Source organism: Rhodocyclus tenuis, from assembly GCF_014197755.1.
GTDB classification, from domain to species: Bacteria; Pseudomonadota; Gammaproteobacteria; order Burkholderiales; family Rhodocyclaceae; genus Rhodocyclus; species Rhodocyclus tenuis.
Genome location: NZ_JACIGE010000002.1, coordinates 104243 through 130408, shown reverse-complemented (window position 1 = coordinate 130408; position 26166 = coordinate 104243). Strand labels below are relative to the sequence as shown.

Below are 26166 nucleotides of genomic sequence, written 5' to 3'. Positions count from 1 at the left end.
GCCGCGGCCTGCTGCATCACTTGCCGAGGAAGTGCTTGGCGTAACGCTGGCCGATGCGCGACATCGGCAGCAGGATCGGCAGGTCGGCGGTGTTGAAATCGGGATCCCAGGCCGGATCACCGCAAACGTAAGCGCCGGCGCGCAGGTAACCCTTCACCAGCGGCGGCAGTTCGGCGTGCTGGTCGTTGTCCAGCGCCGCCAGCGGCAGCGGGCAGCGCGGGAAAACGCGGTATTCAAGCGGGCTCATGTGCTCGCCGAGCTTGCGGTAGAGGCTCGCCGCGGCGTGGCCGCCGTCGGCCATGCTGATGCTGGCGCAACCGATCAGGTAGTCATGGCCGTGCTCGTGCATGTACTTGGCGAGCCCGGCCCAGAGCAGCGTGATCGTTGCGCCGGTGCGGAAATCGGGATGCACGCAGGAACGGCCGATCTCGACCATGCGTGGCTTGAGGTGCTGCAGGCGCGTCAGGTCGAACTCGTTCTCGGTGTAGTAACCACCGATGCGGCGCGCGTTTTCCGGCGAGAGGATGCGGTAGGTGCCGACGATTTCGCCGGAGTTTTCGTCGCGTACGACGAGGTGGTCGCAATAGGGGTCGTAAATGTCGTGATCGACGCCGGGCGTGCGCGTCGGCAGCTTGGCGCCGAGTTCGCCGGCGAAGACGCGGTAGCGGAGTTTCTGTGCGCCGAGAATCTCGCGCTCGCAGCGCGCGATATCGACGGTGAGATTGGGTCGCGCCGGTCGCGCGCTGTGCTGGCGAGTGCTCAGTGTCGTCGTCATTTGTTGTCTCCTGTTGATGTGGAGGCAACTTTAGGAGGGCGACATTACAGCGGGATTGCGCCAGCGTTAAATTTCGATTGAGGCAGCCGCACTACGCATGTGCAACGGCCGCCTATGCAGGCGGCCGTTCGCGGGCAAAACTGCGGGCGGGAGAGGCGGCCCGCAGCGTCTGACAACTCGCTCAGTGCGAAACGCGCGTCTCGCCGCGTCCCGAAAGAACGCGTACGCGCTCACCCGGATGGAAAACCTCGTCAGCTTCCTGAACGATGGCGATCAGGTTGCCGTTGTCGAGCTTGACGGTGATTTCGACGCCGTTCTTGCTGGTTGTGCTGTTCTCGATCGCGTTGCCGGCGACCGCTCCGGCCACCGCGCCAAGGATGGCGCCGACGATCTGCCCCTTGCCGCCGCCGACATTGCTGCCCGCCACGCCACCGATGGCACCGCCGGCGAACGTGCCGGCACCGCTCTTTGTTCCCTCGAGCTGGACTTCGCGCACGCTTTCGATGATGCCGGTGCGAACCGTCATTTCCTGGCGTGCCTGGTCGCGCGTATACACGCTGCCGGAGCGGCTGGTCGCGCAGCCGGCGAGGCTGACGATGCAGGCGCCGGCCACTACGGCGGCGGCGAAGCGTGCGGGACGAGAAAGCTGGATCATGATCACTCCTTTCAACAGGGCGAGTGTTGGCAAAGTCGGCAGCGCGGGGGTGCGCGCCCGCGCCCGACTCTTGTCAGCCGGCGATTACCACAGCGTTTCGCCAAAAGCCGCGGCGTAACGTTCGCCGATTTCAGCGCGGCTCGGCCGGTGGTTCTGGCCACCGCGCTGGGCAATCTTGATCGAGCCCATCAGCGAAGCGAGGCGTCCGCTCTTCTGCCAGTCCCAGCCGGCGGTGATGCCGTAGAGCAGTCCGGAGCGGTAGGCGTCGCCGCAGCCGGTCGGGTCGACCACCGCCTCGGCCTTGACGCAGGGGATTTGCAGACATTGGCCATCGACGCGGATTTCCGAGCCTTCGCCACCACGCGTGACGATCAGCGCGCTGACCTCGCCGGCCAGTTGGTCGAGCGTGCGTCCGGTACGGTCGCAGAGCAGTTGAGCTTCGTAGTCGTTGAAGCAGGCGTAGTCGGCGAGACGCAGGAATTCCATCAGGTCGTCGCCGGAGAACATCGGCAGGCCCTGGCCCGGGTCGAACAGGAAGGGGATGCCGGCGGCGGCGAAGTCGCGCGCGTGCTTCTGCATGCCGTCGCGGCCATCGGGGGCGACGATGCCAAGCGTGACGCCCTGCGTGTCGGCGACCGCATTCTCGTGCGAGAAGCTCATCGCGCCGGGGTGGAACGCAGTGATCTGATTGTCGTCGAGGTCGGTGGTGATGAAGGCTTGCGCGGTGAAGCTGCCGGGAACGCGGCGCACATGCGTGCGTGCCAGACCCAGTGCATCAAGCCGCGCCAGATAAGGGTCAGCGTCGTCGCCGACGGTGGCCATGATCAGCGGATCGCCGCCGAGCAGTTGCAGGTTATAGGCGATGTTGCCGGCGCAGCCGCCGAATTCGCGGCGCATCTCCGGCGCCAGAAAGGCGACGTTGAGGATGTGCAGGCGTTCCGGAAGGATGTGGTTCTTGAAGCGATCATGGAAAACCATGATCGTGTCGTAGGCGATTGAGCCGCAGATGAGAGTGGACATGTCAGTTTTCGGTTTGGGAACGTGAGAGCGCGATTATAGACGGGGCAGTGCGGCGCCAAGTCTGCTTCCGTCGGGGCAGTGCGGGATGTCTGCAACTAGATCATGCCGTCGTGCCCGTGAGCAGTGGGCGCGACGAGGGGAAACGCTCAGGGGTAGAAAACGTAGAGCCGATAGCCGGCGGCAGCGATGTCGCGCGTCTCGATCGGCAGGCGCAGCGCGATTTCGCTGCGTGGCGCGAACGGCGCGCTGGCGGCAGTGGGGTCTGGCAGGTACTGCTCGGGCGGGAAGACCTTGCGCGCCACCGCCTGGTCATGCGTGTCGGTGAGCGTCAGCTCGAGCATGGGCAGCGCCTGCGCGTAGGGCGCGCGATTGGCCAGCGTCGCCAGCAGCAGCAACTGTCCGCTGCGCGCCGGGTCAGCCTGCAGGTCGGAGCCTTCGATGCTGATCTGTTCGGCGTGACGCAGCGGCGGCAGGCCGGCGCCGAACATGTCGGCATAGGTGACGAGCGCCCGCCGCATGGACGGTGCGCTGGCGGCAATTTCACTACGGAAATGGAAGACGGCCTGCCCGGCGAGCACCAGCGCGAGCAGGGTGGCGACGACGACGAAGGTGGTCTGCGAAGTACCCGGTTGCACGCTGTCGATCGCCTGCGCCGGGCTGGCGATGGTCCCTTCGCTCCACTTGCTGTAACCGGGAATCTCGGTCATCTGCCGTGGCAGAACGCCGCCGTCTGCGGCGCTTGCGGGCAGCGAGCCGAGGGCGGGCTCGGCGGGGGCGGCGGGCGGCGAAGCTGGCGTGTCGTCGGAGCCGCCAGCCCCGGTCGCTGGCTCACTGCGAGTGGCAGGCTCCGCGTCTCCGTCTGCCGCGGCATGCGGCGAAGAGGCATCTTCGCTTTCGCTCCCGTTCTCAGTGCCGGCATCGGAGGGGGCCGTCAGCGTCCGCGCAACGATCAGCTCGCCCGGAGCCGATGAGTCGGTAAAGACAAAGTCCTCGCGAAGCTCCGGATAATCGACTTCGATCGTCTCCCGCGCGTCGTCCTCCTCGTGGGGTAGCGGCGAGGCTGCCAGCTCGATGAGCGGAGCTTCTTCCGCATCGGCTGCCGGGAAGTCCAGTGCCTCGACACGCAAGCCCGTGTCGCCAGTCGCGCCAGGCAGCGGTTCGCTGACGGGTATTTCGTCTGAAGCGCTGGCCGGATCGGCCGCCGTGGGTGCGGCAAGCGCAATTTCAGCGAGCGATTGCGGTGTCCCGGTTGCCAAAGCGGGTAGCGGCGCGAGCACGACGAGCTCGTCGATCAGCGTATCAAGCGCGTTGAAAACGCTGTCGCACTGCCCGCAGCGCACTTTCCCGGCGCGCGCCTTGAGCTGTTCCGGGGTGACCCGGAAGGTTGTCGCGCAGGCAGGGCAGCGCGTTTTCACGGTCTAACCCGTGCGCCTGCCGCTGAGGCAAACCCAGCCGTCGCGGCTGTCGGCGACGGCGAGTTCTATCCACTGTGCGTAGCAGGCGATCAGTTCGTCGGCCTGTTCGGCGAGGATTCCCGATAGTGCCAGTTGCCCGCCGGGGCGGACGAAACCGGCCAGCGCCGGGGCCAGCGCGCGCAACGGATTGGCAAGTATATTGGCGACAACGACGTCGAAAGTGCCGCTAACTGGCTGCGAAGCGTCGTAAAAACGGATGTCGACGCAGTTGCGTTCGGCGTTGTCGCGTGCGGCGACAATCGCCTGCGGGTCGATATCGACGCCTTCCACCTGGCCAGCACCCAGGCGCGCGGCGGCAATGGCGAGAATCCCCGAGCCGCAGCCGTAGTCGAGCAGCGAGTCGCCGCTGCCGACGCTGCGCTCGATCCATTCGAGGCACAGGCGTGTCGTCGGGTGCGAGCCGGTGCCGAAGGCCATTCCCGGGTCGAGTACGAGCACGATCGCCTCCGGGTCCGGCGCTTCGTGCCAGGAAGGAACGATCCACAGGCGCTCCGAAACGCGAATTGGCTCGAACTGCGCCTGCGTCAGCCGTACCCAGTCCTGTTCTTCGACGGTGGCGAGCGAATATGCGGGCGCTTGCGCCAGTCCGGCGGCGCTTGCAGCGTCGCCGATCAGTGTCGCGACATCGGCGTCTTCGGCGAGTAGCGCGACGACACGCGAGCGATCCCAGCCCGGCGTCGTCACCGAGCCGGGTTCGCCGAACTGCGGTTTCTCTTCGGCGGTGCCGGCAGCGGCGTCTTCAATGCTGGCCGAAAGGGCGCCAGCTTCCATCAGCGCGTCGGCCAGCACCTCGGCAGACGCACAGTCGGTTTCAATGGCGACGGAAAGCCAGGGCATGGAACTCAGCTGTGCTTCTTGACCTCGCCGCGCGCGGCGAGCTTCTGTTCAAGATAGTGGATGCTGGTGCCGCCTTCGACAAAGCGCGCGTCCTGCATCAGTTCCTGGTGCAGCGCGATATTGGTCTTGATGCCCTCGATGCTCATTTCTGAAAGCGCGATGCGCATGCGGCGTATCGCCTGCTCGCGCGTGTCACCATAGGCGATCACCTTGGCGACCATCGAATCATAGTGTGAGGGCACCGTATAGCCCTGATAGATGTGCGAGTCGACGCGGATACCGGGGCCGCCGGGCGGGTGATAAACGCTGATCTTTCCAGGAGATGGTACGAACGTGAAGGGATCTTCGGCGTTTATGCGGCATTCGACGGCGTGACCGCGGAACACCAGATCGCGCTGACGGTAGCGAAGTTTCTCGCCGGCCGCGACGCGGATCTGCTCCTGTACCAGATCGAGGCCGCTGATCATCTCGGTGACCGGGTGTTCGACCTGGATGCGCGTGTTCATCTCGATGAAGTAGAACTCGCCGTTCTCGTAGAGAAACTCGAAAGTGCCGGCGCCGCGATAATTGATGCGGCGGCAGGCGTCGGCGCAACGTTCGCCGATGCGCGTCAGGTAGCGCGATGCAATTCCCGGTGCCGGCGCTTCCTCGATGATCTTCTGGTGGCGGCGTTGCATCGAGCAATCGCGCTCGCGCAGGTACACCGCGTTGCGGAAACTGTCGGACAGCACCTGGATTTCGACATGGCGCGGGTTCTCGAGGAACTTCTCCATGTACACCATCGGGTTGCCGAAAGCGGTCTGCGCTTCCTGCTTGGTCATCGCCACGGCGTTGATCAGTGCCGCTTCGGTATGCACGACGCGCATACCGCGACCGCCACCGCCGCCAGCGGCCTTGATGATCACCGGATAACCGACGGCACGGGCGATGGCCTGGATCTCGCGCGGGTCGTCGGGCAGCGCGCCATCGGAACCGGGAACGCAGGGAACACCGGCTGCGCGCATCGCGGCTTTTGCCGAAACCTTGTCGCCCATCAGGCGGATTGTTTCCGGGCGAGGGCCAATGAAGACGAAGCCCGAGCTTTCGACGCGTTCGGCGAAGTCGGCGTTCTCCGAGAGGAAACCATAGCCGGGGTGAATGGCTTCGGAGTCGGTGACTTCGGCGGCTGAAATGATCGCCGGGATGTTCAGATAGCTTTGCGCCGAGGGTGCCGGGCCAATACAGACCGATTCGTCGGCGAGGCGCACGTACTTGGCCTCGCGGTCGGCTTCCGAATGCACGACGACGGTCTTGATGCCCAGTTCGCGGCAGGCGCGCTGGATGCGCAGGGCGATTTCGCCGCGATTGGCGATGAGGACTTTGCCGAACATGGCGCTTATCCGACGATGAACAGCGGTTCGCCGAATTCGACCGGTTGTCCGTTATCGACGAGGATGGCTTTCACCGTGCCGGCGACGTCCGCCTCGATTTCGTTGAGCAGCTTCATCGCTTCGATGATACACAGCGTATCGCCGACCTTGACCGTCGAGCCGACTTCGACAAAAGGCTCGGCGCCGGGGCTGGCGGCGCGGTAGAAGGTGCCGACCATCGGCGACTTGACCTCTTCGCCCTCCGGCTCTTCGTCCTCGTCGTCGAGCGACACCGACGAAACGGCTGCCGGGCTGGTTGCGGCCGGCGCCGCGGGTGCGTATTGCGGCGGCGCCCAGCCGGCGTTGTTACCGGCCGGATACGGCGAATGCTTGGCGATACGGACCTTTTCTTCGCCTTCGGTGACTTCCAGTTCGGAGATTCCCGATTCCTGGACAAGGTCGATCAGTTTCTTGAGTTTGCGCAGATCCATTTGATTTCTCCGTCAGAATTCTTTGCCACGCGTTGGCTTCAGGGCTGCGCCCGTGTCGGCGCCAGCCCGCTCAGTCGGCTTTCAGTTTGCTGATCAGGTATTCGAGCGCGAGCAGATAGCCTTCGCTGCCGAGGCCGCTGATGACGCCGATCGCCAGGTCCGAAAAGTACGAGCGATGCCGGAATGGCTCGCGCGCATGGACGTTGGACAGGTGGACTTCGATAAAGGGGATGCCGGCTGCAGCAACGGCGTCGCGCAGGGCGACGCTGGTGTGCGTGTAGGCGGCGGGGTTGATGATGATGTAGCGCACGCCCTCGTCGCGGGCGGCGTGCACGCGCTCGATCAGCGCGCCTTCGTGATTGCTCTGGAAGCTGTCGAGCTGCACGCCCGCGGCTTCGGCGCGGCGCGCCAGCGCCAGATTGATGTCGGCCAGTGTGGTCAGGCCGTAGTACTTGGGCTCGCGCGCACCAAGCAGATTGAGATTCGGCCCGTGAATAACCAGCAGGCGCGGCGTCTCGCCAGCCGCTTCGGCGCCATCAGGAGCCGATTTTCCCGTCTGCTTTTGCTTTTTCATGTCTGAAAGTTTGCCGCAAATCGCTGCATTTTGTCCACCTTGCGCCGATCTTGTGCTTAAAACACCGTATTGATCCTCTGTTGCGAAAGCAGCTTCTTGCGCCAGTGTACGCCGAATACGGAGCGCCGCACGATTGTTGTGCCGAGTCGCCGCGCAAGCCGGTCACTAATTGGCAAGTGCTTGTTGCAGAAGCGGTTCCAGATCACTTTCGGGCAGATAGCCCATGCGGGTCGAGCGCACTTTGCCGCCCGCATCGATGATCAGCGTGTAGGGCAGGGCAAGGCTGCTGTTGCCGACCGCGCGTGCCAGATCCGAGCCGTCGTCGCCGGCCAGCAGCTGCGGGTAGTCGACCGGGGTCGATTGCAGGAATGTGCGCACGTTGTCGGCATTATCCAGAGCGATGCCGACAAATTGGACGCCTTTATCGGCGAATTTTCTTTGCAGTCTGGCAAATCCCGGCATTTCTTCCCGGCACGGCGGGCACCACGCTGCCCAGAAATTGACCACTAGCGTCTTTCCCCGGTATTGCTCGAGTTGCTGTCCGCCGCCCTGCAGGTTGGTCAGGCGCGCGGCGAAAAGCGTCTCGGCTGCCTTTGGCGGAATCGTCGCCGTGCTCCCGGATGGCGAGCCATCCTGGCGCGACGAGGTGTAGAGGCCGGCGACGAGTGCCGCCAGTGCGATGGCAAACGCGGCGATGAAAACGACGATCCTGTTCAAGCGTGCTCCTTGTGGTAAGCGGTGGTGGCGACAAATTCCGCCGCGCAGGCTAGACGCTCTCGCCGGCGGCGACAAGCTGCAGCACGGCAGGCAGGCGCAGGCGCTCACGCACGCGGCCATCGCGCGTCTTCAGCGAAACGCGCTCTTCCTGCGGCGGATAGACGATCAGATTGACAACGTCTCCTGCGTTGTCGAGGCATAGCACCGCTTCGGCGCGGTCGCTGCGTGGCACGACGTGGCGGAAGTCGATGCCCGAGTTGAGCAGGAATATCTCCACATCCTTGGCGCTGTCGGTGAACAGCTGGATGTCGATCTCGGCGTGCCTGCCAGCGCTGCCATCAGCAACCGATCCGCTCAGATAGGGGTTGAATCGCTGCATGATCCGCATCTTTTCGGCGGCGATCGTCCGTAGATGCAGCAGCCTTTCCTGCTGCTCGCCATCCTGAAAGAGGCGCAGGCGGGTGCGCAATTCACTCTCGATGGCGCTGTCGTCGGGAAGTTCGACGCTGTCGGGCAATCCGAGCATGCGTGCGGCTTTGCGTTTGGCGGCGGCGTAGCCGCTGATGCCGTCTTCGGCGATCAGGCGCGCGGCGGTGCTGGCGATCAGTGCACGCTGCTGCGGAGCTTTGCGGGTTTCTCTGCGGCGGGTCATCGTTGATTTACCGTCGGTCGTTGGCGCTTGCAGTGGCGGGAAGGGGCGCGGCGTTCGAAGACTAGTCTTGCGCAGCGCGAGTGGCAAGTGCCGGAGCAATTGGGAGGCGGAGTATTGCCAGCGCTGCTGCCGGCTTCGCGCCAGTCGGCAGCAGCGGGTTTCCTTGAGGGGGCCGCAGGCGCAGCGCGCAGCTTGCCAGCCCGGGCAGCGTTACAATCGCGCTCCGGTCATTGCTGGTGTTTATAGGTATGCGAATTCACATTCTCGGCGTCTGCGGTACGTTCATGGGCGGGCTGGCGCAACTCGCCAGTGCCGCCGGGCATCAGGTCAGCGGCTGTGATGCCGGCGTCTACCCGCCGATGAGCGATCAGCTCAGCGCGGCCGGTATCGCGCTGATCGAAGGCTACGATCCGGCACAGATCGACCTCGGCGCCGAGCTTTACGTCGTCGGCAACGCGGTGTCGCGCGGCAATGCGCTGCTCGAGGCGATTCTCGATCGCGGCCTGCCCTATGTTTCCGGGCCGCAGTGGCTCGCCGAGAACGTGCTGCGCGGACGCTGGACACTCGCTGTCGCCGGCACGCACGGCAAGACGACGACCTCGTCGCTGCTCGCCTGGGTGCTCGAAGACGCCGGCCTGTCGCCTGGCTTCCTGATCGGCGGCGTGCCGCAGAACTTTGGCGTCTCGGCACGGCTTGCCGGCAGCCTGGCTGACTCGCCATTCTTCGTTATCGAAGCCGACGAGTACGACACGGCTTTCTGCGACAAGCGCTCGAAGTTCGTGCACTACCAGCCGCGGACGCTGGTGCTGAACAATCTTGAGTTCGATCATGCAGACATATTCGACGATCTGGCGGCGATTGAAACGCAATTCCATCATCTGGTGCGTACGCTGCCGCGTTCCGGCGAGATCGTCTCCAATGCTTCTGAAGACAGCCTGAAACGTGTCCTCGCCCGCGGTTGCTGGACGCCGGTCGAGTATTTCAACGATCCGCAAGGCTGGCATGTCAGCGGCGACGACGCCGATGGCAGCTTCCGGCTGTGGCAGGGCGAAGAGCTGATCGCCGAGACGCACTGGTCGATGACCGGCGAGCACAACCGCGCCAACGCGCTTGCCGCGCTGCTCGCGGCGCGGCACGTCGGCGTGCCGCTCCCGCGCGGTGTCGAGGCGCTGGCGCGCTTTGTCGGCGTCCGTCGCCGGCTGGAGTTGCGCGGCGTCGCTGGCGGCGTCGCTGTTTACGACGACTTCGCGCATCACCCGACGGCGATTGCCACCACACTCGCCGGTCTGCGGCGCAAGGTCGGCGACGCGCGCATCCTCGCGGTGATCGAGCCGCGCTCGAACACCATGAAGCTTGGCGTGATGAAGGCGCAACTGCCCGCTGCGCTGACCGCTGCCGATCTGGTCTTCTGCAGCGCTGCCGGGCTGGAGTGGGATGCCGCCGCTGCGCTGGCGCCACTTGGCGCGCGGGTGAGCGTAGCCAAGGATGTCGATTCGCTTACCGCCGCTATTGTCGCCGCCGCCCGACCCGGCGACCACGTGCTGGTGATGAGCAACGGCGGTTTCGGCGGCATTCACGGCCGCCTGCTTGCCGCACTCGGCTGAAGCTGACGCGCGCCAGGCGCAAGCAGCTGCGCAAAAGCGAAGGGGCCGCAGTGCGGCCCCTTTGGCTGCTGACTACGCCTCGTTTCAGGCGGCGGCGAGAACCGTGCGCATCTTCTGCATCGCCTTGGCTTCGATCTGGCGGATGCGTTCTGCCGAAACGCCGTATTCGGCGGCGAGTTCGTGCAGCGTTGCCGATTCGTCGTCGGCCAGCCAGCGTGTTTCGATGATGCGCCGGCTGCGCGGGTCGAGCGTTGCCAGCGCGGCTTGCAGGCCGTCGCCCTGCAGATGTTCGCGCGCCCGCGCTTCGAGCACGCGCGTCGGTTCGCTGCTCTGGTCGGCCAGATAGGCGATCGGCGCGAAGCTGTCCTCATCATCGTCGTTCGCTTCCATCGCCAGATCGCGGCCGGAGAGGCGCGTTTCCATCTCGACCACTTCTTCGGGGCGGACGCTCAGGCGGTGCGCGATATCGGCAACCTGCGCCGGCAGCAGCGTCGAACTGTCGGTCTTCATGCTGCGCAGGTTGAAGAACAGCTTGCGCTGCGCCTTGGTCGTCGCCAGCTTGACCATGCGCCAGTTGCGCACCACGTATTCGTGGATTTCGGCCTTGATCCAGTGCATGGCGAACGATACCAAGCGCACGCCGCGTTCCGGGTCGAAGCGCTTGACCGCCTTCATCAGGCCGATATTGCCTTCCTGGATCAGGTCGGCGTGCGGCAGGCCGTAGCCGAGGTAGCCGCGGGCGATGGAGATCACCAACCGCAGGTGCGACAGCACCAGCTGGCGGGCAGCCTCCACGTCCTCGTCCTTGCGGAAGCGTGACGCGAGTTCGAACTCTTCCTTTTCGCTGAGCAGCGGGAAGCGGTTCGCCGCCCGGATATAAGCGTCGATATCCCCAAGGGCCGAGGGGATCGGAAAAGCCAGAGCCTGAGTCATGTGTCAGTTTCCTCCGTGAGCAAAAGCACAGTGCTTGCGCTGAATTTTAGCACTCGATCGCACAGAGTGCTAAGCGGCGCAATAGTTCTTCGCTTCGACACTTGTTGTCGTTGAAATGCCTTTGCCACGAGAAGGGAGGCGCCGACTACTGCGGGCGCAACTCCTTGCTGTACGCCTCAAAGCTCTTGATCTGGTTGTCGGCTTCTTCTTCGGTCACGCCGTAGGTTTCCTTGAGCACCTGCAGCAGCTTCTCGCGCTTGCCCCCGATCTCGTCAAGGTGCGCGTTGCTGAGCTTGCCCCAGCGCATCTTCAGTTTGGGCTTGAAGGTGTTCCAGCTCTCGTCGGAAAAATCCCAGCTCATTTTGCAGCTCCTTAGATGCGTGCAGGCCGGCGGAATTGCCGGTGGCGTGCCTTTCCTGCCCACCAGTCCGCCTGCCTGTCGGCGCTTTCGACAGCAAAGGCGCGGCAACGAGGCGGGGAGGGGGCGCAAGGAATGACAGGCCAGACTAAAGAGCGCCTCTGGCGGCGTCTGTGCGCTGCAACACACTGGCGACCGGCGCTGGCCGCGAGGCCGGTGGCTGGATCGCTAGGCGGCAGACGGGAGTTTTTTCGGGTGAGCTCCCGCTGCCGCTTCCCGCGGATTCGTCTGCCTTGTGTCGGCTAGCGAACAGAAGCGCGCGGCAGAAGCGCAGAGCATCGTTGCCGGGAGAGGCTTTTCCTTCCCCGACGCGCTGCAGAAAGCCCTGTTAGCCGAACCGACCATGCTTTGCCCAGCTCCCGCACGCTGCCACGCAGGCGTCTTCCTGCCATGAGCAGCAAGCTTTCCACATCTGGTCCCGACGCTTCGACACCGGGCGCTGTGGGCCTGCGCTTAGCGCTCAGGAAGATCGCCGGCCGGTTGCAGGACTGGTTCGTCATCCAGCGGCTGGCGGTCAGGCTGACGGTGCTGCTGATGGCCGTGCTCATCCCGGCGACAGCGCTCTACTCATTGGTTCTCATCCAGAAGCAGAGCGAACTGGCCGGGCAGGTCGAGGCGATGGCCATAGGTGGCAAGGCCGGCGACGGCGTCTGGGCGCTCAACGACCGCTTGCCGGTGCTGCTCGGTACCGGCTCGGTATTGAGCTTCCTCGAAACGAATCCGGTCGAACGCGTCAGCGTGATCTACAAGCCGCTGCTCTGGAACGTTTCCGAGCGCATCGTGCTGATCGAGGCGCAGGGCAAGCAGTACGCGTACTACCCGAGCGACATGGAGAGCAAGATCTTCGCCGACAAGGCGGTGAACGCGCCGTGGGGTGGCAAACTGGTGTTCATCCCGCGCAGCGAGTTGAGCGCATCCAGCCAGGCGCTGGTCGAACGCCTCGACCTGCGCTTTGCCGGCGCGCGGCCGCAATCGGAAAAGGACGGCTGGAAATCGGCCGCCAGCGGCGTGCTGTCGGTGGTATTGACGCTCGGCCTGCTCGCTTTCCTGTTCTTTCAGCTGCGCGGGCAGTTCAAGTCGCTCAAGTTCATCGAGCCCACGCAGGTGCAGGGTTCGATCGACGATCTGGTCGGCATGGACGACATCAAGGCCGAACTGGCGCAGATCAAGGACCAGTACCTGCGTCGCACCGAGTACGCCGAGTACGGCATCAACAAGCCCTTCAACGTAATGTTCAGCGGCCCGCCGGGCACCGGCAAGACGCGGCTCGCCAGTTATCTGGCGAAGGCGCTGGGGCTGCCGATCCTGTTCCATTCGGCGGCCAATCTGGAGACGGGTTTCGTCGCCGGCGGCGCCAATACGCTCGGCCGCATCATCGCCATGGCGCGCCGGCGTCGGCGTTGCATCATCTTTCTCGACGAGGCGCAGGATCTGTTCATGAAGCGCGGCGGCCGCCGCAAGTACGACGACGACACGGCGAACACGCTGCTTTCGGTGCTCGACGGCGTGCGCAGCCGCGACGAGGCCGAGATCATCTGGATCGTCGCCAGCAACTTCAACAGTGAAAGCATGGCGATGGACGAAGCGATGCTGCGCCGCTTCCAGATGAAGGTCGATTTCCGCATGCCCAACCGCGAAGAGCGGCGGGCGATCATCACGCATTACCTCGCGCAGCGCGCCGACAAGGTGCTGCCCGACCTCGACTTGCGCCATCTGGTCGCCGTCACCGAGGGGCGCAGCCCGGCCGATCTCGAAACCATCGTCAATCAGGCGGGAATCAGCGCCGTGCAGGCCGGCGAAATGATCGGCGCCGACACCTTGATGCAGGCCGCCGAGCGCGTTCTGGTCGGCAACGTCAATACGCAGACGACGCAGGAGCACGAGCGCGACCGCCGCATCGTCGCCACGCACGAGTGGGGCCACTTCCTCGTCGACCTCGCGCACGAGCGCGCGCTGACCGGCGACAACTGGGAGCAGATTCTGGCCGACATGAAGACCATCAAGATCTCGCTCAAGGCCAATCCGCGCACCAATGCGCTCGGCTTTGTCTTCCACAAGCTTGGCGACAACCTGTTGAAAACCCGCGCCGACATCGAGCATGAGGTGCGCGTGCTGCTCGGCGGCATGGCCAACGAGGAACTGTTTTTCGGCGAGGAGGGCACCACCAACGGCGCGCATAACGACATCACGCGCGTCACCCGCCTCTTGCACCACGCCGCCGGCGAGATGGGCATGTACCGCAAGACCCGCCTCAACTTCGGCGCGCTCAAGCGCGACAGTTCCGGCGGCGACGTAGACGACGAGACGCGCAGCATCATGGAAGCGCAGAGCGAGCGCCTCTATGGCGAAACCCGCGCCATCCTGGCCGGGCTGATGCCGCTGACTGCGCATCTGGTCGGCAAGTTGCTCGCCGCCAACGAGATGACGCTGAGCGAGGCGCTCGACGCGGTTCGCCGCTTCGAGGCCGCCTGAGCGACGCGGCTCGCGCACTTTCTGGGCTGTCGGTGGCGCGTGCCTTGCCATTCGCGAAGTCGCTATGCGCGGCAGCGCACCGACGCGTGCCGCAGTGGCAGGCATCTTGGCGCGCTGACAAGTCCGGACTTTTGCGGACGACGCTTTTTTGGCGGAGGAAAGAATGCGCTTGATCGGGTATCGACGGCTGGCAAGTGCTCACCCGGCATCGGCTGCAGGAACTGTTGCGTCTGCCGGGCAGCGGTGCTGAGCGGGAACGCGGCAATGGACTCGGCGTCGGTCCAGGCAACTTCGCTCCCCGGCAATGCCCTTGCGGCGGCGCAGGCGGCTGCGGCGTTCGCTTCTTCATCGGCAGCGTCGGCCGCCCTGCTCGCAGCGGCCGGTGCACCGCCCGCCAGCGTGCCGAAGAGCCTCGCCGAATGGCTGGCCAGCGCTGCTGCCAGCACCGTGGTAAGCCTTGGTGCCAGTGTGTCCTTGCCCCAGCTGTACAAGGCCAGTGGCTTGCTCGATTCGCCGTCGTGGCTTGACGCGATCATCGGCAGCACCTCGCCGCCGGCTTTCGATGCCGCGCTTCCGGGCAGTGCGGCGGAGCGCCTGCAGAACAATCTGGCGCTTGCCCTCGGCCTTGATGTGAATGCCGGCGGCGGCGCGAGGACGGTGACGACGACGCTCGATTCGCCGCCACCGGCGACGGCAGCAGCAGTGGCCGGCGTGCTGGCGAACAGCGCGCCGACGGTCGCTGCGGCAGAGCAGCAGGCATTGAACGATCTGCTGGCGGCGGTGATGCAGGCGTCTGCCGGCAGCTCGCCAGTCTTGTTGGCAGGGCAGGGCAATGGCGCGGCGAGCAGCGGCGGCGACATCGGGAGCGGCCGGGCCGAGACCGCGTTTCCCTCGCCGCAGGCGCTTGCGCGCACAGCGGGCGAAACGCTGCGCGACAATTCGGCTGCTGAGGCTTTCGAGGCTGCCGTGACCGCGACGTCCGCTGCCGCAACCGTCACGGCGCCGCTGACGAACGACAGTTCCCCCAGTCAGCCAGCGGCGCGTGCTTCCGCGCAACTCGCAACCAGCGCCATTCCGGCCAGGGCCAGCGCCACAAGCGCCGTGCCGCTGACGGCGACTGCTACGCCGACTTCGGCGGCCGTCGACGCCGTCGACATCCGCCTGCAGAGCTTGCGCGTCAGCGCGCCAACGCGCGCCGTCCCGACGGTGGACGCCGATCCGATCCGTGCCGCGGCGATTGCCGCTTTTCAGGTCAATGCCGCGATTCAGCGTCTATCCAGCGACAATGCGGGCGGGGCCAAGGCGCCGGCAAGCGTCAGGGCGACACCGCTGGCGCCGGTCGAGAGAATCCAGGCAGTGAGAGCCTTGTGAACGCTCAGCTGCGGAACAAGGCGACGCGCGCCAGATGCGCCACAGTCATTCCACCGTCAGGCAAAGGAGCAGTTCGATGAGCAACAGGATATTCAACGGGTTCTTGCTGGCGATTGCCCTCGCCGCGTTGCCGCTTGCCGAGGGCGTCGCGCAGGCACAAACTACCTCGGTCGCGGCGCCGGGCATCGAGGCTTTCAATGTGGCGCCGATCGCCACGGCAGCGCCGGGCAACGAACTGGTGTTTACGCTGTACGGCAGTCCGGGCGGCGCAGCGGCGGTGCGCATCGACGGCGCGACCGGCGCGGTCGTGCTGGCCGAGAGCGAGGTCGGCGTGTACGAAGGCAGCTACACGATCAGAAAGCGCGACAAGATCACGGCGAAAAGCAAGGCGACGGCCAATCTGCGCCTCGGCAACCGGGTCGTCAGCGCCGTCATCGACGGGCCGCTGGTCGGTCGTGCGGCGGCGAGGCGGCCGCACAATGCAACACCGGCAAAGGCACTGGCGTCGCCGGCCTGCGCCGCTTGCGGCGTGGTCGAGGCGGTCAACCTGGTCGAAGTGAAGGGCGAGGGCAGCTACATCGGCAAGATCGGTGGCGGCCTCGCCGGCATCTTGCTCGGCAGCCAGATCGGCAGCGGTCGCGGTACGACAGTGGCGCAAGTGGCCGGTGCCGCCGGTGGCGCTTACGCCGGCAACGAAATCGAGAAGCAGCTGAAGGCGAGCAAGCATTACGAAGTGCTGGTCCGGCTCGACAACGGCGGCACGCAGACGGTGACTTACGCGGAACAGCCGGGTTTCAATGTCGGTGATGAGGTGAAGATCGAAAACCGCCGGCTGGTACTGATTCAGGCGCAATAGCTGGCAGGCGGCAGAGCGATGCAGGACGTGGCAGGGTCAGCGACCCTTGCCGCGTTTACTTCCGCGCATCCCTCGCCGACTCCTTGATCGCCTCACCGGCTTTCTCGATCTGCTCGCCACTCTTGGTGACCGCGTTGTCGACCTGCTTGCCGGCTCTCTCGACCGGGCCTTCCTGTTTCTGGCAGCCGCTGGCGAGCAGCAGCACTGCACTGGCGAACATCGCGGCGCCAAGCGCTTTTCTGGAACTGATCATCTTTGTTTCCTCAATTCATGTATTCGGCAGACTCTGCCGGGGCCTTGTCCCGTGCTTAGCGGAGACCAAAAAATCCAAGGATAAACAACACGATAACGACGAGTCCAACGAGATAGACAATATTGTTCATGAAATCACCTCTGTGTCGGTTAGCGCTGTCGGTACGCCGGGGCGACGCACCCGTCAGCACACGACACATTACCCGTCGGCACCTGCGAATTCGGTACGCTGGCACACAGAGTCCGGGCCGAATTCAGTGGCTCTGTCGCGTCATCCGCCGCCGAGCGCAGCGCCGGCGATGCGCTCCGCTCGCGCCGGCTATTCGCGGTTTTCTGCAAGCGGCAGCTCGATTTCGAACACGCTGCCTTTCCCGGGGAGCGAGCGGCAGCGGATCTCCGCGCCGATCAGCCGCGCCTGGCGCAGGACGATCGACAGTCCGAGGCCGACGCCTTTTTCCGGGTCGCGCTCTTCATTGCCGATCTGGTAATACTCGCCGAAAATCAGGTCGAGGTTTTCCGGGGCGATGCCGCTGCCGGTATCCCATACCTGGATCAGTGCGTGCTTGCCGCGTCGCCGGATGCCGACCAGTACGCCGCCGTGATCGCAGAATTTCAGCGCGTTGTCGAGCAGGTTGCGCAAGATGCTTTTCAGCAGCTTGATGTCGGTGAGCAGAAAAACTTCCCGGAGCGGGAAAAACAGCATGAAACGCAGTCGCTTGCGCATGAACACCGAGGCGAACTCGTTGTCGAGCCAGCGGCACAGCTCTCCCGCACACTCGACGGAGAAGTTCGCTTCGATCGCCCCTGAGTCAAGTCGCGCAATGTCGAGCAGCGTGTTCAGCATTTCGCCCAGCGAGCGCACGCAGCGCCCCATGTGATCGGTGAGGCGGCTCTGCTCCTGGTTCAGGGGGGTGCGCGACAAGGCGTCGAGAAAGAGGCTGATGGCCATCAGCGGCTGGCGCAGATCGTGACTGGACGCGGCGAGAAACTTCGTCTTGGCCTGGTTGGCCGCTTCGGCAGCGTCCTTGGCAACGGCCAGCTCGCGCGTCCGTTGCTCGACCAGTTGCTCCAGCTGCAGGCGGTAACGGTCGAGTTCAAGCGCGGCTCGTCGCTGCTCGCTGAGATCGAGATCGACGCAATACATCTCTGGCTCGCCGGCGATGCCGCGCAGCATCACGTGGCTTGAATAGACCGGAACCGGCTTGCCGTCCTTGTCGTGCAGCAGCAGGTCTCCCGGCGGGATCGCGGCGCCGCCGCGGGCCCAGGAGGTGATGGCCTCAACCACACCGTCGCGGATTGGCGGCGGAATGACGAGGTCTTCCAGCCGGCGTCCAAGTGCCTCTTCGGCACGATAGCCGTAGAGATTCTGGCTCGCCTTGTTCCAGAAGATCACCTCGCGCCGCTGGTTGTAGCCCTGCACGGCGATATTCTCGATCTGCTCGAACAGCGAGCGGAAGCGCGCCTCGCTTTCGCGCAGGCTGCTCTCGCTCCGCTTGCGTTCATGCAGTCCGGCCAGCAACCGGGCAAATACGCCGTGCAGCTGGAGTTCCTCAGTTGCGAACGGCGCTGTTTCTACAGCCTTACAGAAGACAAGGCAGCCGAAACAGCCCCCCTTGCCGCTCAGCGGTAGCGCAATCAGCTTTTTCGCCTGCCCGGCGTTCAGGAAATCGCCTAGGCCGCTGGCAGCGAGTGTGCTCAGGTCGTCGATGGCGACTGTCTCGCCGCGCGCGTGTCGCGAAGGCCAGTCGGCGATGTCGGCCAGGGGAATGAGCGGCAGCGCCCACGGGCTGCCCTCCGCAGCGTGCCAGTGATGCTTGACGAAAGCGATTCCGGCCGCGACGTCGTAGACCAGGATGAAGGCATGGTCCGCTGCGCTGATTGCCGCCACCTGGGCCTGCGCGTCGTCAATGGCGTCATCGATCTCGTCGACCGGAAGGCTGATGAACGATGCTGCCAGTTCGAGCAGCAGATCCCGGTAATCGTCGCATGCTTTCGTGCTGCCGTGCGTCAGGACGTGCCCTTTGTCGGCAGCGAGGATCTTCTCAGGTACTTCCATCATGACCGCGTAAAGACAAAGCCGTCATTCTCGGCGAGAGGAAGGCCAAAGCCAAATTTTCATTACCGGGCAACGACGACTTCTCGGTCGGCAGGAAGCCGGCCCGTCACCTCAACGGCGCGCGGCTTGCGCCGGTGTCGCTGTTGCGACAGGCGCTTGGCGCCCGGCACGACAATGTGGGTTGGGCTGTCGCACTTGCTGCAAATGTCGGCGCTGTCATTCCGCGCCGCCTGCATCGCTTTCTCCGCGAACGTCGGCTTGGCGCGGGATTGTGTGCGAAGAGCCGAGGTTTTGCGCAGGCGGCGCGTTTCTTGCAGGGATGAGGCTTTCCCATCCCTGTGCGAGGACCCCGCAATGCTTCTAGATTCGTATGCGCAACAAGGCCTGTACCTGAACATGAACTTCAACGACAAGACCTCAGCCGGCCAGCAGGCCTATCGCGGCGATCTGGCGCTGGTTCTCGGCGAGGTCGCCGATGCCTCGGGTCGTCGTCTGCCGCCGACCGCAACGGTTCGCCAGGCGGTGTTGCTTGCTGCTGCTGACAAGCTTCTGCTCGCCGCCGGCTTCCTTGACGATGTTGCCAAGCTGGGCCTGTTCGAAGAGCGCTATGCCGGCGATTTCGCGCCGGACGTGAAGCTGCTGTTTTTTGTCGCCAACATCGGCAAGCCTCTGGTCGTCAGCTTGCAGGGCGCGACCGCCTCGCTGGTTCCGCTCGATGACGGGATGGTCTGGAACGAACTGCTGGAAGTGCTGCATCTCGAAAAGGACGACCTCAAGGGCCAGTCTGCCGCCGACAAGGTGACCACCGTTCTCGGCGCTTTTGCCGCCTACAAGCCGAAGGGCGACGTGGTGACGCTGGCCGAAGCGCTGACGCGCACCATCGAGGTCAGGCTCGGCGGCCGGGGCGCCGTCTAGCAGTATCAGGCACGCGGCCCACGGCCATTCCGCTGGCCAGGGCTGCGTCGCCCCGCACGTTGTTCCGCCGGGGACGATCGCTTTCCGGTTCTAGCCGATGCGCCGCAGGTGAATGGCGACCGAGATTTCGGCGCCGATCCAGCCGAGCAGGGCGCCGCCGCCGGCGAGTGCGGCGACTTCGCCGCCGCTGAAACCGCGCAGCGCGAAGCTGCCACCGTAAAGCGTGGCGAGTTCGCCGGCCGGGCCGGCGAGCAGTCCTCCGCCGATGGCAACCATCGCCACCGCGAGCAGGCCGCCGAGCGCGCCTTGCAAGGCGCCGTAGTACTGGAAGGGGCGGCGGATGAAGTCGTCGGCGGCACCGATCAGGCGCGCCACCTCGATTTCGGCGGCGTGCGCGAGGATCTGCAGGCGGATGGTGTTGAAGGTGACGGCGATCAGCCCGGCCGCAAAAACGCCGGCGATCAGGCCGACGGCGAGCCGCGCGATGCGCACGAAGGCGTCGAAGCGACGCACCCACGCCGAGTCGAGTTGCACATGTTCGACTTTCGGCCACTCGGCGAAGGTCTTCGCTGCGGCTTCGAGCGCTTCCGGGCGCGTGTCTTCGGCGTCGACGACGAAGGCGTCGGGCAGCGGGTTGCGTGGCAGGCCGGCGGTCAGGTCGGCCAGGCCTTCGCGGTTCTGCAGCGATTTCAGCGCCTCGTCGCGCGAGACGAAACGAAACTGTCCGATGTTCATTTCGCGCAGGCGTTTTTCGATCACGGCGACGTCGTTCGCGCCGGCGCCCGCTTTGAGGAAGAGGCTGATCTGCTGCGCCTTGGCGGCGTCGCCGACGGCGATGCGCAGATTGTCGATGGTCAGCCAGCCGGCTGCCGGCAGCGCCAGCGCGATGCCGATGACCAGCAGCGAAAGCAGGGTGTTGAGCGGCGCCGACGCCAGCCGGCGGATGGCGTCCGACGCCGCGGCGAGATGCTGCGCGAGCCAGCTCATGCGCCTCCTCCTGCTGGCTCGACCGTGATTGGCCGGCCCTGCTCAAGGCGCAGTACGCGCGGCGTCACGCCGGCGAGCGGCTGCGGGTCGTGCGTGGCGACGACGACGGTGACGCCGACCTGATGAAAGGCGCGGAAGATGCCAAGGATGTCGGCCGCCGAGTCGGCGTCGAGGTTGGCGGTCGGCTCGTCGGCAAGCAGCAGCGCCGGCCGGTTGACGACGGCTCTGGCGATCGCCAGTCGCTGCTGTTCGCCACCTGAGAGCGCCACCGGCATCGCCTTGGCGCGGCCCTGCAGGCCGACCTTGTCGAGCGCGGCGAGCGCGCGCCGTTCGGCCTCGCGCGTCGGCAGTCCGGCAATGGCCAGCGGCAGCAGCACATTGGCCAGCGCGTTGCGATCGAAGAGCAGCTTCTGGTCCTGGAAAACGAGGCCGATGTTGCGCCGCAGGTAGGGAATCGCCTTGCGCCCGAGTGCGGCGAGGTTCTGGCCGTTGACGACGATGCCGCCCGACGTCGGCCGCTCGATCGCGGCGATCAGGCGGAACAGCGTCGTCTTGCCGGCGCCGGAGCGGCCGGTGATGTAGGTGAGTTCGCCGTCGGCGATTTCGAAGCTGACGTCCTTGAGTGCTTCCCGACCTTCCGGGTAGCGCTTGCAGACGGCGCTGGCGGTAATCATTCGAACAGTGCGTCCACGAATTCGCGCGCCTTGAACGGGCGCAGGTCGTCAATGCCTTCGCCGACGCCGATGAAACGGATCGGCTTCGGGCATTGCGCGGCGATGGCGGCAACGACGCCGCCCTTGGCGGTGCCGTCGAGCTTGGTCAGCACCAGCCCGCTGACCTCGATGGCGCGGTCGAAAGCCTGCACCTGCGCCAGCGCGTTCTGGCCGATGTTGGCGTCGAGTACGAGCAGGGTTTCGTGCGGCGCGCTCGGGTCGGCCTTCTTGATGACGCGGCGCACCTTGGCGATTTCTTCCATCAGGTGCAGCTGCGTCGGCAGACGGCCGGCGGTGTCGGCTAGGACGACGTCGATGCCGCGCGCGCGCGCCGAGGCGATGGCGTCGAAGATCACCGCCGCCGGGTCGCCGCCGTCCTGGCCGATCACCGTGACGTCGTTGCGTTCGCCCCAGGTCTCCAGCTGTTCGCGCGCGGCGGCACGGAAGGTGTCGCCGGCGGCGAGCAGAACGCTCTTGCCCTGCGCCTGGAAGTGCTTGGCGAGCTTGCCGATCGACGTCGTCTTGCCGGCGCCGTTGATGCCGGCGAGCATGATGACGAAGGGCTTGTGCGTCGAGATGTCGAGCGCTTCTTCGAGCGGCAACAGGATTTCATGCAGCGCGTCGGCCAGTGCCTGCTGGATCGCTTGCGGCGTTTCCAGCTTTTCGCGTTTGGCGCGGGCTTTCAGGCCGTTGAGCAGACGCTGCGTCGCCTCGATGCCGACGTCGCTCATCAGCAGGCGCGTCTCCAGTTCCTCGAGCAGTTCGTCGTCGACCTTGCCGCGGGCGAAGATTGATCCGAGTCCGCCGAACTGCGCACGCGTCCGCGTCAGCCCGCTTTTCAGCCGTTCGCGCCAGCCGGGTGTCGCATTGGTGCTGGCGGCAGCGGTGCCGTCGGGAGTGGATTTCTTCAGGAAACCAAACATGGTGGGCGGGTCGGAAAGAAAGGTTGGCAAAGAGACGACTGCTGCAATGCCCGTTCGGCGACAGCTGCGACAATCAGGGCCGGGTTGCCGCCAGCTGGCGATCATGGCTAGCCGGTTTTCGCCGGCTGCAGCCGCTGGCAACGCCCCGTCCTTGCGGCGATGGTAAGATTCGACCGCGAGAACGCCCCATTTTAACAGAAGCGACTCATGCCCATGCGCTGCACAAGACTGATCCCCCTGCTCTGCCTGCTGGTCGCGCCTTTGGCGGCGCATGCCAATCCCTTCGAGCACAAGCTCGCCAACGGGCTCAACGTCATCGTCAAGGAAGACCGGCGCGCGCCGACGGCGGTGCACATGGTCTGGTACCGCGTCGGCAGCATCGACGAGAAGAATGGCCTGACCGGCGTTGCCCACCTGCTTGAGCACATGATGTTCAAGGGCACGCCGAACGTTGGTCCGGGCGAGTTCAACCGCCGCGTCGCCGCTGCCGGCGGCCGCGACAACGCCTTCACCAACCGCGACTACACCGCCTACTTCCAGCAGACGCCGAAGGCGCAGCTCGAAGAGATGATGCGCCTCGAAGCCGACCGCATGCGCCACCTGACGCTCGACCCGAAGGAATTCGCGCAGGAAATCAAGGTGGTCATGGAAGAGCGGCGCATGCGCACCGACGACCAGCCGCCGGCGCTGCTTTACGAGCAGATGAACGCCGTTGCCTTCCAGGCGAGTCCTTACCGGGCGCCGGTGATCGGCTGGATGAACGATCTCGAGAACATGAGCGTCGAGGACGCGCGTGACTGGTACGACCGCTGGTACGTGCCGAACAACGCCTACGTGGTGGTCGTCGGCGACGTCGATCACGACGAGGTGTTCCGCCTCGCCGAGCAGTACTACGGGCCACTCGAACCGCGCGCGCTGCCGCTGCGCAAGCCGCAGGAAGAGCCGAAGCAGCTGGGAATCCGCCGCCTGACGGTGAAGGCGCCGGCCGAACTGCCGGTGCTGCTGATGGCCTACAAGGCGCCGGTGATCCGCGACGTCGAGCGCGACGTCGATCCCTACGCGCTGGAAATGCTTGGTGCCATCCTCGACGGCCACGACGCGGCGCGCTTCCCGCAACGGCTGGTCAAGGAACTGCGCGTCGCGGTCAACGCCGGCTCTGGCTACGATTCGACGGCACGCGGGCCGAGCCTCTTTTTCCTGCAGGGCTCGCCGAGCGAGGGGCGGACCGTTGCCGAACTCGAAGCCGCTTTCCGCGCCGAGATCGCGCGCATCCAGAAAGACGGTGTCGGCGCCGACGAGCTGGCGCGCGCCCGTGCGCAGCTCGTCGCGGCTGAAATCTACAAGCTCGACTCGATGTTCGCGCAGGCGATGGAGATCGGCCAGCTCGAAGCGGTCGGCATTCCTTATCGCGCAAACGAACGCTTGATCGAAAAGCTGCAGGCGGTGAGTGCCGCCGACGTGCAGGCGGCGGCGCGCAAGTACCTTGACGACGATTCGCTGACCGTCGCCGTGCTCGACCCGCAGCCCCTGCCGAAAACGCCGCGCCCGCGTTCCGGCGCCGTTCCCCGCCATTGAGAGGTTTGCCCATGAAGTTCGCCAAGCTCTTTGCCGGCGTGAGCCTTTGTGTTGCCGCGCAGTTCAGTCAGGCCGGTGTGACCATCGAGCACTGGCAGGCGCCATCAGGTGCGCGCGTGTTCTTCGTCGAAAACCACACGCTACCGATCGTCGATGTGCAACTCGATTTCGCCGCCGGTACGGCCTATGACCCGGCGGGCAAGTCCGGGCTCGCTTCGCTGACTCGCGATCTGCTCGACCTCGGTGCCGGCGCCCTTGATGAAACGCAGACCGCCAGCCGGCTCGCCGATCTCGGCGCGAGTCTCGGCGGCGGTGCCGACATGGATCGCGCCAACGTTTCGCTGCGCACGCTGTCGGCGGCCGACAAGCTGACTCCGGCCTTGGCCATCCTGCGCGACGTGGTGAGTGCGCCGCGCTTCGATGCCGCCGTTTTCGAGCGCGAACAGGCGCGCACGATCGCCGCGCTCAAGGAAGCGCTGACTCGCCCGGAAACCATTGCCGCGCGCGCCTTCTGGTCGGCGATGTATCCGCAACATCCCTATGGCGTGCAGTCCTCGCCCGAGTCGCTGACGGCGATCACGCGCACCGATCTCGTCGCCTTCCACGCCCGCCACTACGGCGCGGCACGCACGACGCTGACGCTGGTCGGCGATCTGACGCGCGCGCGCGCCGAGGCGATTGCCGCCGAACTGACGGCGGCCTTGCCGTCGGGCAGCGATGTCGCGCCGCCGCCCGAGCTGGCGCCCGCCGTCGGCAGCGAGCGGCGCATCGCGCACCCGGCGGCGCAGGCGCATCTGCTGATCGGCATGGCGGCGGTGCGTCGCGGCGATCCGGATTATTTCCCGCTGCTCGTCGGCAACTACACGCTCGGCGGTGGCGGCTTCGTCTCGCGCCTGATGAAGGAAGTGCGCGACCGTCGTGGTTACGCCTACAGCGTTTACAGCTATTTCATGCCCATGCAGCAACCGGGGCCGTTCAACATCGGCCTGCAGACGAAGAAGGCGCAGGCCGGTGCCGCGCTCAAGCTGACGCGTGAAGTCCTCGCCGGCTTCCTTGCTGAAGGCCCGAGCGCCGAGGAATTGCAGGCGGCCAAGCTCAATCTGGTCGGCAGCTTCCCGTTGCGCCTCGACAGCAACCGCAAGATCCTCGAAAACGTCGCGTCGATCGGCTTTTACAAGCTGCCGCTCGACTATCTCGACCGCTACGCCGAAAAGGTCGAAGCGGTCAGCGCTGACGATGTGCGCGCCGCCTTCGCCCGCCATGTGCAAGCGGGCAAGCTGACGACGGTCGTCGTCGGTGGCGAATAGATGTCTGCGGTGAGGGCCTCGGCGTGAGCGCCAGCCGCCCGGCGCGCGCGCCGTCCGCGGGTAAGCTCGCTCCTGCGCGCCCCGCCGGGCGGCCGGCAGCGACCGCCGGCTCCCTGCGCATCATCGGTGGCGAATGGCGTCGCCGTGTCTTGCGCTTTCCCGAAGCAGAAGGCCTGCGGCCGACGCCCGATCGTGTACGCGAGACATTGTTCAACTGGCTCGGTCAGCGCCTCGACGGTCGGCACTGTCTCGACCTGTTTGCCGGTAGCGGCGCGCTCGGTTTCGAGGCTGCCTCGCGTGGCGCCGCCAGTGTCGTCATGGTCGAGCGTGCGGCAAAGCCTTTCGCCGCCTTGCGCGACAACGCGACGCTGCTCGGCGGCGATTCCCGGCTGGAGATTGTGCGTGCGGATGCGCTAGAATTCGCGCGTTCGACAAATCGGCGCTTCGATGTCCTCTTCCTCGATCCGCCATTTCGCCAGGGCTGGTTCGAGCGTTTGTCGCCGCTGCTGCCGCGTTTGCTGAGCGATGACGCGGTGATCTACGCGGAGGCGGAAGCGCCGCTGGCCGCGCTTGGCGAGTGGCAGACGCAACGTTCCGGGCGAGCCGGTCAGGTTTGTTATCACTTCATGCGGCGAGGCGAATCCAGTGACGCAAATTGATCCGGGTGGCGGTGCGGAGAACTCAGGCGCGCAGAGCCTGGCCGGGGCGGTGACTGCCTCGCCCGCCGATGCTGCCAGCAAGCGCATTGCCGTCTATCCGGGCACCTTCGATCCGATGACGCGCGGTCACGAGGATCTGGTGCGGCGCGCCGGCAATCTGTTCGACAAGGTCATTGTCGGCATCGCCGAAAGCCGCTCGAAGCGGCCATTCTTCACGCTCGATGAGCGCCTGGAGATGGCGCGCGAGGTGCTGGCGCCCTACGGCAACGTCGAGGTCTGCGGTTTTGACGGGCTGCTGATGGATTTCCTGCAGCTCAAGGGCGCGCAGGTGATCCTGCGCGGCCTGCGCGCGGTGTCCGATTTTGAATACGAATTCCAGATGGCGGGGATGAATCGCAAGCTTTACCCCGACGTCGAAACGGTGTTCCTGACGCCGGGAGAACAATACATGTTCATCTCGGCGACGATGGTTCGCGAGATCGCCATTCTCGGTGGCGATGTCAGCAAGTTTTCCCAGCCGGCGGTTTGCGCCCGTCTGGCGAAAAAATTTTCCGAGAAATTTCAATGATCTGAAGGAAAT

The 26166-nt window shown here is 65.4% G+C and carries 26 protein-coding genes; 9 read left to right on the top strand and 17 right to left on the bottom strand.

Translation table 11 applies throughout. From position 1 onward, the window contains the following. Window positions 1-16: 16 nt before the first annotated feature. The 10 genes from GGD90_RS03260 to GGD90_RS03215 all read right to left on the bottom strand — a co-directional run bounded on the left by GGD90_RS03260 (window position 17) and on the right by GGD90_RS03215 (window position 8545). Window positions 17-775: a GNAT family N-acetyltransferase gene (locus tag GGD90_RS03260; protein ID WP_153115842.1), complete on the bottom strand. Its 759-nt coding sequence runs from the start codon at window positions 773-775 to the stop codon at window positions 17-19. Window positions 776-956: 181 nt separating this feature from the next. After that, window positions 957-1430, bottom strand: a complete 474-nt coding sequence (locus GGD90_RS03255) for an outer membrane lipoprotein (RefSeq protein WP_153115841.1) — start codon at window positions 1428-1430, stop codon at window positions 957-959. A gap of 84 nt (window positions 1431-1514) precedes the next feature. Continuing rightward, entirely contained in the window at window positions 1515-2450 is a 936-nt protein-coding gene (locus GGD90_RS03250) for a carbohydrate kinase family protein (protein WP_153115840.1), read from the bottom strand. A gap of 146 nt (window positions 2451-2596) precedes the next feature. Continuing rightward, window positions 2597-3865, bottom strand: a complete 1269-nt coding sequence (locus tag GGD90_RS18290) for a DUF3426 domain-containing protein (RefSeq protein ID WP_153115839.1) — start codon at window positions 3863-3865, stop codon at window positions 2597-2599. A 3-nt stretch (window positions 3866-3868) separates the two neighbouring features. After that, the gene (prmA, locus tag GGD90_RS03240; RefSeq protein ID WP_153115838.1) at window positions 3869-4762 is read right to left on the bottom strand and encodes a 50S ribosomal protein L11 methyltransferase; all 894 of its coding nucleotides are present in this window, start codon (window positions 4760-4762) and stop codon (window positions 3869-3871) included. Window positions 4763-4767: 5 nt separating this feature from the next. Continuing rightward, on the bottom strand, window positions 4768-6132 hold the full coding sequence (gene accC / locus GGD90_RS03235; protein WP_153115837.1) for an acetyl-CoA carboxylase biotin carboxylase subunit: 1365 nt from the start codon (window positions 6130-6132) through the stop codon (window positions 4768-4770). Window positions 6133-6137: 5 nt separating this feature from the next. Continuing rightward, the gene (gene accB, locus GGD90_RS03230; RefSeq protein WP_153115836.1) at window positions 6138-6602 is read right to left on the bottom strand and encodes an acetyl-CoA carboxylase biotin carboxyl carrier protein; all 465 of its coding nucleotides are present in this window, start codon (window positions 6600-6602) and stop codon (window positions 6138-6140) included. A 70-nt stretch (window positions 6603-6672) separates the two neighbouring features. Continuing rightward, window positions 6673-7176 carry a type II 3-dehydroquinate dehydratase gene (gene aroQ / locus GGD90_RS03225; protein WP_153115835.1) on the bottom strand — a complete coding sequence of 168 codons (504 nt, stop codon included), beginning with the start codon at window positions 7174-7176 and terminating at the stop codon, window positions 6673-6675. 165 nt (window positions 7177-7341) lie between these two features. Continuing rightward, a complete protein-coding gene (locus tag GGD90_RS03220) occupies window positions 7342-7893 on the bottom strand; it encodes a TlpA family protein disulfide reductase (RefSeq protein WP_184414911.1) in 552 nt (183 codons plus the stop codon). 49 nt (window positions 7894-7942) lie between these two features. Then, window positions 7943-8545, bottom strand: a complete 603-nt coding sequence (locus tag GGD90_RS03215) for a hypothetical protein (protein WP_153115833.1) — start codon at window positions 8543-8545, stop codon at window positions 7943-7945. A gap of 248 nt (window positions 8546-8793) precedes the next feature. Here GGD90_RS03215 and mpl point away from each other — a divergent pair, with 248 nt between their 5' ends. Beyond that, a complete protein-coding gene (gene mpl / locus GGD90_RS03210; protein WP_153115832.1) occupies window positions 8794-10149 on the top strand; it encodes a UDP-N-acetylmuramate:L-alanyl-gamma-D-glutamyl-meso-diaminopimelate ligase in 1356 nt (451 codons plus the stop codon). A gap of 84 nt (window positions 10150-10233) precedes the next feature. Here the strand turns inward: mpl and rpoH are convergent, their stop codons facing one another. After that, window positions 10234-11082 carry an RNA polymerase sigma factor RpoH gene (gene rpoH, locus GGD90_RS03205; protein WP_153115831.1) on the bottom strand — a complete coding sequence of 283 codons (849 nt, stop codon included), beginning with the start codon at window positions 11080-11082 and terminating at the stop codon, window positions 10234-10236. Window positions 11083-11227: 145 nt separating this feature from the next. After that, on the bottom strand, window positions 11228-11443 hold the full coding sequence (locus tag GGD90_RS03200; protein WP_153115830.1) for a CsbD family protein: 216 nt from the start codon (window positions 11441-11443) through the stop codon (window positions 11228-11230). A 447-nt stretch (window positions 11444-11890) separates the two neighbouring features. On the opposite strand from GGD90_RS03200, the gene GGD90_RS03195 reads away from it, so the two are divergent. From GGD90_RS03195 to GGD90_RS03185, 3 genes are all read left to right on the top strand, one after another. Continuing rightward, window positions 11891-13972 carry an AAA family ATPase gene (locus tag GGD90_RS03195; protein ID WP_153115829.1) on the top strand — a complete coding sequence of 694 codons (2082 nt, stop codon included), beginning with the start codon at window positions 11891-11893 and terminating at the stop codon, window positions 13970-13972. 264 nt (window positions 13973-14236) lie between these two features. Beyond that, on the top strand, window positions 14237-15343 hold the full coding sequence (locus tag GGD90_RS03190; protein WP_153115828.1) for a hypothetical protein: 1107 nt from the start codon (window positions 14237-14239) through the stop codon (window positions 15341-15343). A 76-nt stretch (window positions 15344-15419) separates the two neighbouring features. Then, window positions 15420-16199 (top strand): glycine zipper 2TM domain-containing protein, encoded by a 780-nt coding sequence (locus tag GGD90_RS03185; protein WP_184414910.1) that lies wholly within the window; start codon window positions 15420-15422, stop codon window positions 16197-16199. A gap of 55 nt (window positions 16200-16254) precedes the next feature. Here GGD90_RS03185 and GGD90_RS03180 read toward each other — a convergent pair whose 3' ends face one another. After that, window positions 16255-16452 carry a hypothetical protein gene (locus GGD90_RS03180; protein ID WP_153115826.1) on the bottom strand — a complete coding sequence of 66 codons (198 nt, stop codon included), beginning with the start codon at window positions 16450-16452 and terminating at the stop codon, window positions 16255-16257. Window positions 16453-16770: 318 nt separating this feature from the next. Further along, window positions 16771-18510, bottom strand: a complete 1740-nt coding sequence (locus GGD90_RS03175; RefSeq protein WP_153115825.1) for a PAS domain-containing sensor histidine kinase — start codon at window positions 18508-18510, stop codon at window positions 16771-16773. Between the two features lie 351 nt (window positions 18511-18861). On the opposite strand from GGD90_RS03175, the gene GGD90_RS03170 reads away from it, so the two are divergent. Continuing rightward, a complete protein-coding gene (locus GGD90_RS03170; RefSeq protein WP_153115824.1) occupies window positions 18862-19422 on the top strand; it encodes a hypothetical protein in 561 nt (186 codons plus the stop codon). A gap of 90 nt (window positions 19423-19512) precedes the next feature. Here GGD90_RS03170 and ftsX read toward each other — a convergent pair whose 3' ends face one another. From ftsX to ftsY, 3 genes are read right to left on the bottom strand one after another with little or no spacing between them, the layout of a single operon-like run. Then, on the bottom strand, window positions 19513-20409 hold the full coding sequence (gene ftsX / locus GGD90_RS03165; RefSeq protein ID WP_153115823.1) for a permease-like cell division protein FtsX: 897 nt from the start codon (window positions 20407-20409) through the stop codon (window positions 19513-19515). Further along, entirely contained in the window at window positions 20406-21083 is a 678-nt protein-coding gene (locus GGD90_RS03160) for a cell division ATP-binding protein FtsE (RefSeq protein ID WP_153115822.1), read from the bottom strand. Before GGD90_RS03160 ends, ftsX begins: the two co-directional genes overlap by 4 nt. Continuing rightward, entirely contained in the window at window positions 21080-22045 is a 966-nt protein-coding gene (ftsY, locus tag GGD90_RS03155; RefSeq protein WP_153115821.1) for a signal recognition particle-docking protein FtsY, read from the bottom strand. The genes GGD90_RS03160 and ftsY overlap by 4 nt, the downstream gene beginning before the upstream one ends. Window positions 22046-22252: 207 nt before the next feature. On the opposite strand from ftsY, the gene GGD90_RS03150 reads away from it, so the two are divergent. The 4 genes from GGD90_RS03150 to coaD all read left to right on the top strand — a co-directional run bounded on the left by GGD90_RS03150 (window position 22253) and on the right by coaD (window position 26154). Continuing rightward, window positions 22253-23620: a M16 family metallopeptidase gene (locus GGD90_RS03150; protein ID WP_153115820.1), complete on the top strand. Its 1368-nt coding sequence runs from the start codon at window positions 22253-22255 to the stop codon at window positions 23618-23620. Between the two features lie 11 nt (window positions 23621-23631). After that, window positions 23632-24927 (top strand): M16 family metallopeptidase, encoded by a 1296-nt coding sequence (locus GGD90_RS03145; protein WP_153115819.1) that lies wholly within the window; start codon window positions 23632-23634, stop codon window positions 24925-24927. A gap of 113 nt (window positions 24928-25040) precedes the next feature. Then, window positions 25041-25586, top strand: coding sequence for a 16S rRNA (guanine(966)-N(2))-methyltransferase RsmD (gene rsmD / locus GGD90_RS03140; protein WP_184414938.1), 546 nt, complete (start codon window positions 25041-25043; stop codon window positions 25584-25586). Window positions 25587-25671: 85 nt separating this feature from the next. Then, a complete protein-coding gene (gene coaD / locus GGD90_RS03135) occupies window positions 25672-26154 on the top strand; it encodes a pantetheine-phosphate adenylyltransferase (RefSeq protein ID WP_407690632.1) in 483 nt (160 codons plus the stop codon). Window positions 26155-26166 lie beyond the last annotated feature (12 nt).

Bases quoted from the DNA above. Each gene is read 5' to 3' on its own strand.
- ftsX (WP_153115823.1), bottom strand. From the start codon at position 20,409: ATGAGCTGGCTCGCGCAGCATCTCGCCGCGGCGTCGGACGCCATCCGC.
- GGD90_RS03145 (WP_153115819.1), top strand. From the start codon at position 23,632: ATGAAGTTCGCCAAGCTCTTTGCCGGCGTGAGCCTTTGTGTTGCCGCG.
- accB (WP_153115836.1), bottom strand. From the start codon at position 6,602: ATGGATCTGCGCAAACTCAAGAAACTGATCGACCTTGTCCAGGAATCG.
- GGD90_RS03170 (WP_153115824.1), top strand. From the start codon at position 18,862: ATGCTTCTAGATTCGTATGCGCAACAAGGCCTGTACCTGAACATGAAC.
- GGD90_RS03200 (WP_153115830.1), bottom strand. From the start codon at position 11,443: ATGAGCTGGGATTTTTCCGACGAGAGCTGGAACACCTTCAAGCCCAAA.
- GGD90_RS03150 (WP_153115820.1), top strand. From the start codon at position 22,253: ATGCCCATGCGCTGCACAAGACTGATCCCCCTGCTCTGCCTGCTGGTC.
- GGD90_RS03175 (WP_153115825.1), bottom strand. From the start codon at position 18,510: ATGATGGAAGTACCTGAGAAGATCCTCGCTGCCGACAAAGGGCACGTC.
- mpl (WP_153115832.1), top strand. From the start codon at position 8,794: ATGCGAATTCACATTCTCGGCGTCTGCGGTACGTTCATGGGCGGGCTG.
- GGD90_RS03180 (WP_153115826.1), bottom strand. From the start codon at position 16,452: ATGATCAGTTCCAGAAAAGCGCTTGGCGCCGCGATGTTCGCCAGTGCA.
- GGD90_RS03185 (WP_184414910.1), top strand. From the start codon at position 15,420: ATGAGCAACAGGATATTCAACGGGTTCTTGCTGGCGATTGCCCTCGCC.
- GGD90_RS03255 (WP_153115841.1), bottom strand. From the start codon at position 1,430: ATGATCCAGCTTTCTCGTCCCGCACGCTTCGCCGCCGCCGTAGTGGCC.
- GGD90_RS03160 (WP_153115822.1), bottom strand. From the start codon at position 21,083: ATGATTACCGCCAGCGCCGTCTGCAAGCGCTACCCGGAAGGTCGGGAA.
- GGD90_RS03250 (WP_153115840.1), bottom strand. From the start codon at position 2,450: ATGTCCACTCTCATCTGCGGCTCAATCGCCTACGACACGATCATGGTT.
- aroQ (WP_153115835.1), bottom strand. From the start codon at position 7,176: ATGAAAAAGCAAAAGCAGACGGGAAAATCGGCTCCTGATGGCGCCGAA.
- GGD90_RS03215 (WP_153115833.1), bottom strand. From the start codon at position 8,545: ATGACCCGCCGCAGAGAAACCCGCAAAGCTCCGCAGCAGCGTGCACTG.
- GGD90_RS03190 (WP_153115828.1), top strand. From the start codon at position 14,237: ATGGACTCGGCGTCGGTCCAGGCAACTTCGCTCCCCGGCAATGCCCTT.
- rpoH (WP_153115831.1), bottom strand. From the start codon at position 11,082: ATGACTCAGGCTCTGGCTTTTCCGATCCCCTCGGCCCTTGGGGATATC.
- ftsY (WP_153115821.1), bottom strand. From the start codon at position 22,045: ATGTTTGGTTTCCTGAAGAAATCCACTCCCGACGGCACCGCTGCCGCC.
- accC (WP_153115837.1), bottom strand. From the start codon at position 6,132: ATGTTCGGCAAAGTCCTCATCGCCAATCGCGGCGAAATCGCCCTGCGC.
- GGD90_RS03260 (WP_153115842.1), bottom strand. From the start codon at position 775: ATGACGACGACACTGAGCACTCGCCAGCACAGCGCGCGACCGGCGCGA.
- prmA (WP_153115838.1), bottom strand. From the start codon at position 4,762: ATGCCCTGGCTTTCCGTCGCCATTGAAACCGACTGTGCGTCTGCCGAG.
- GGD90_RS03195 (WP_153115829.1), top strand. From the start codon at position 11,891: ATGAGCAGCAAGCTTTCCACATCTGGTCCCGACGCTTCGACACCGGGC.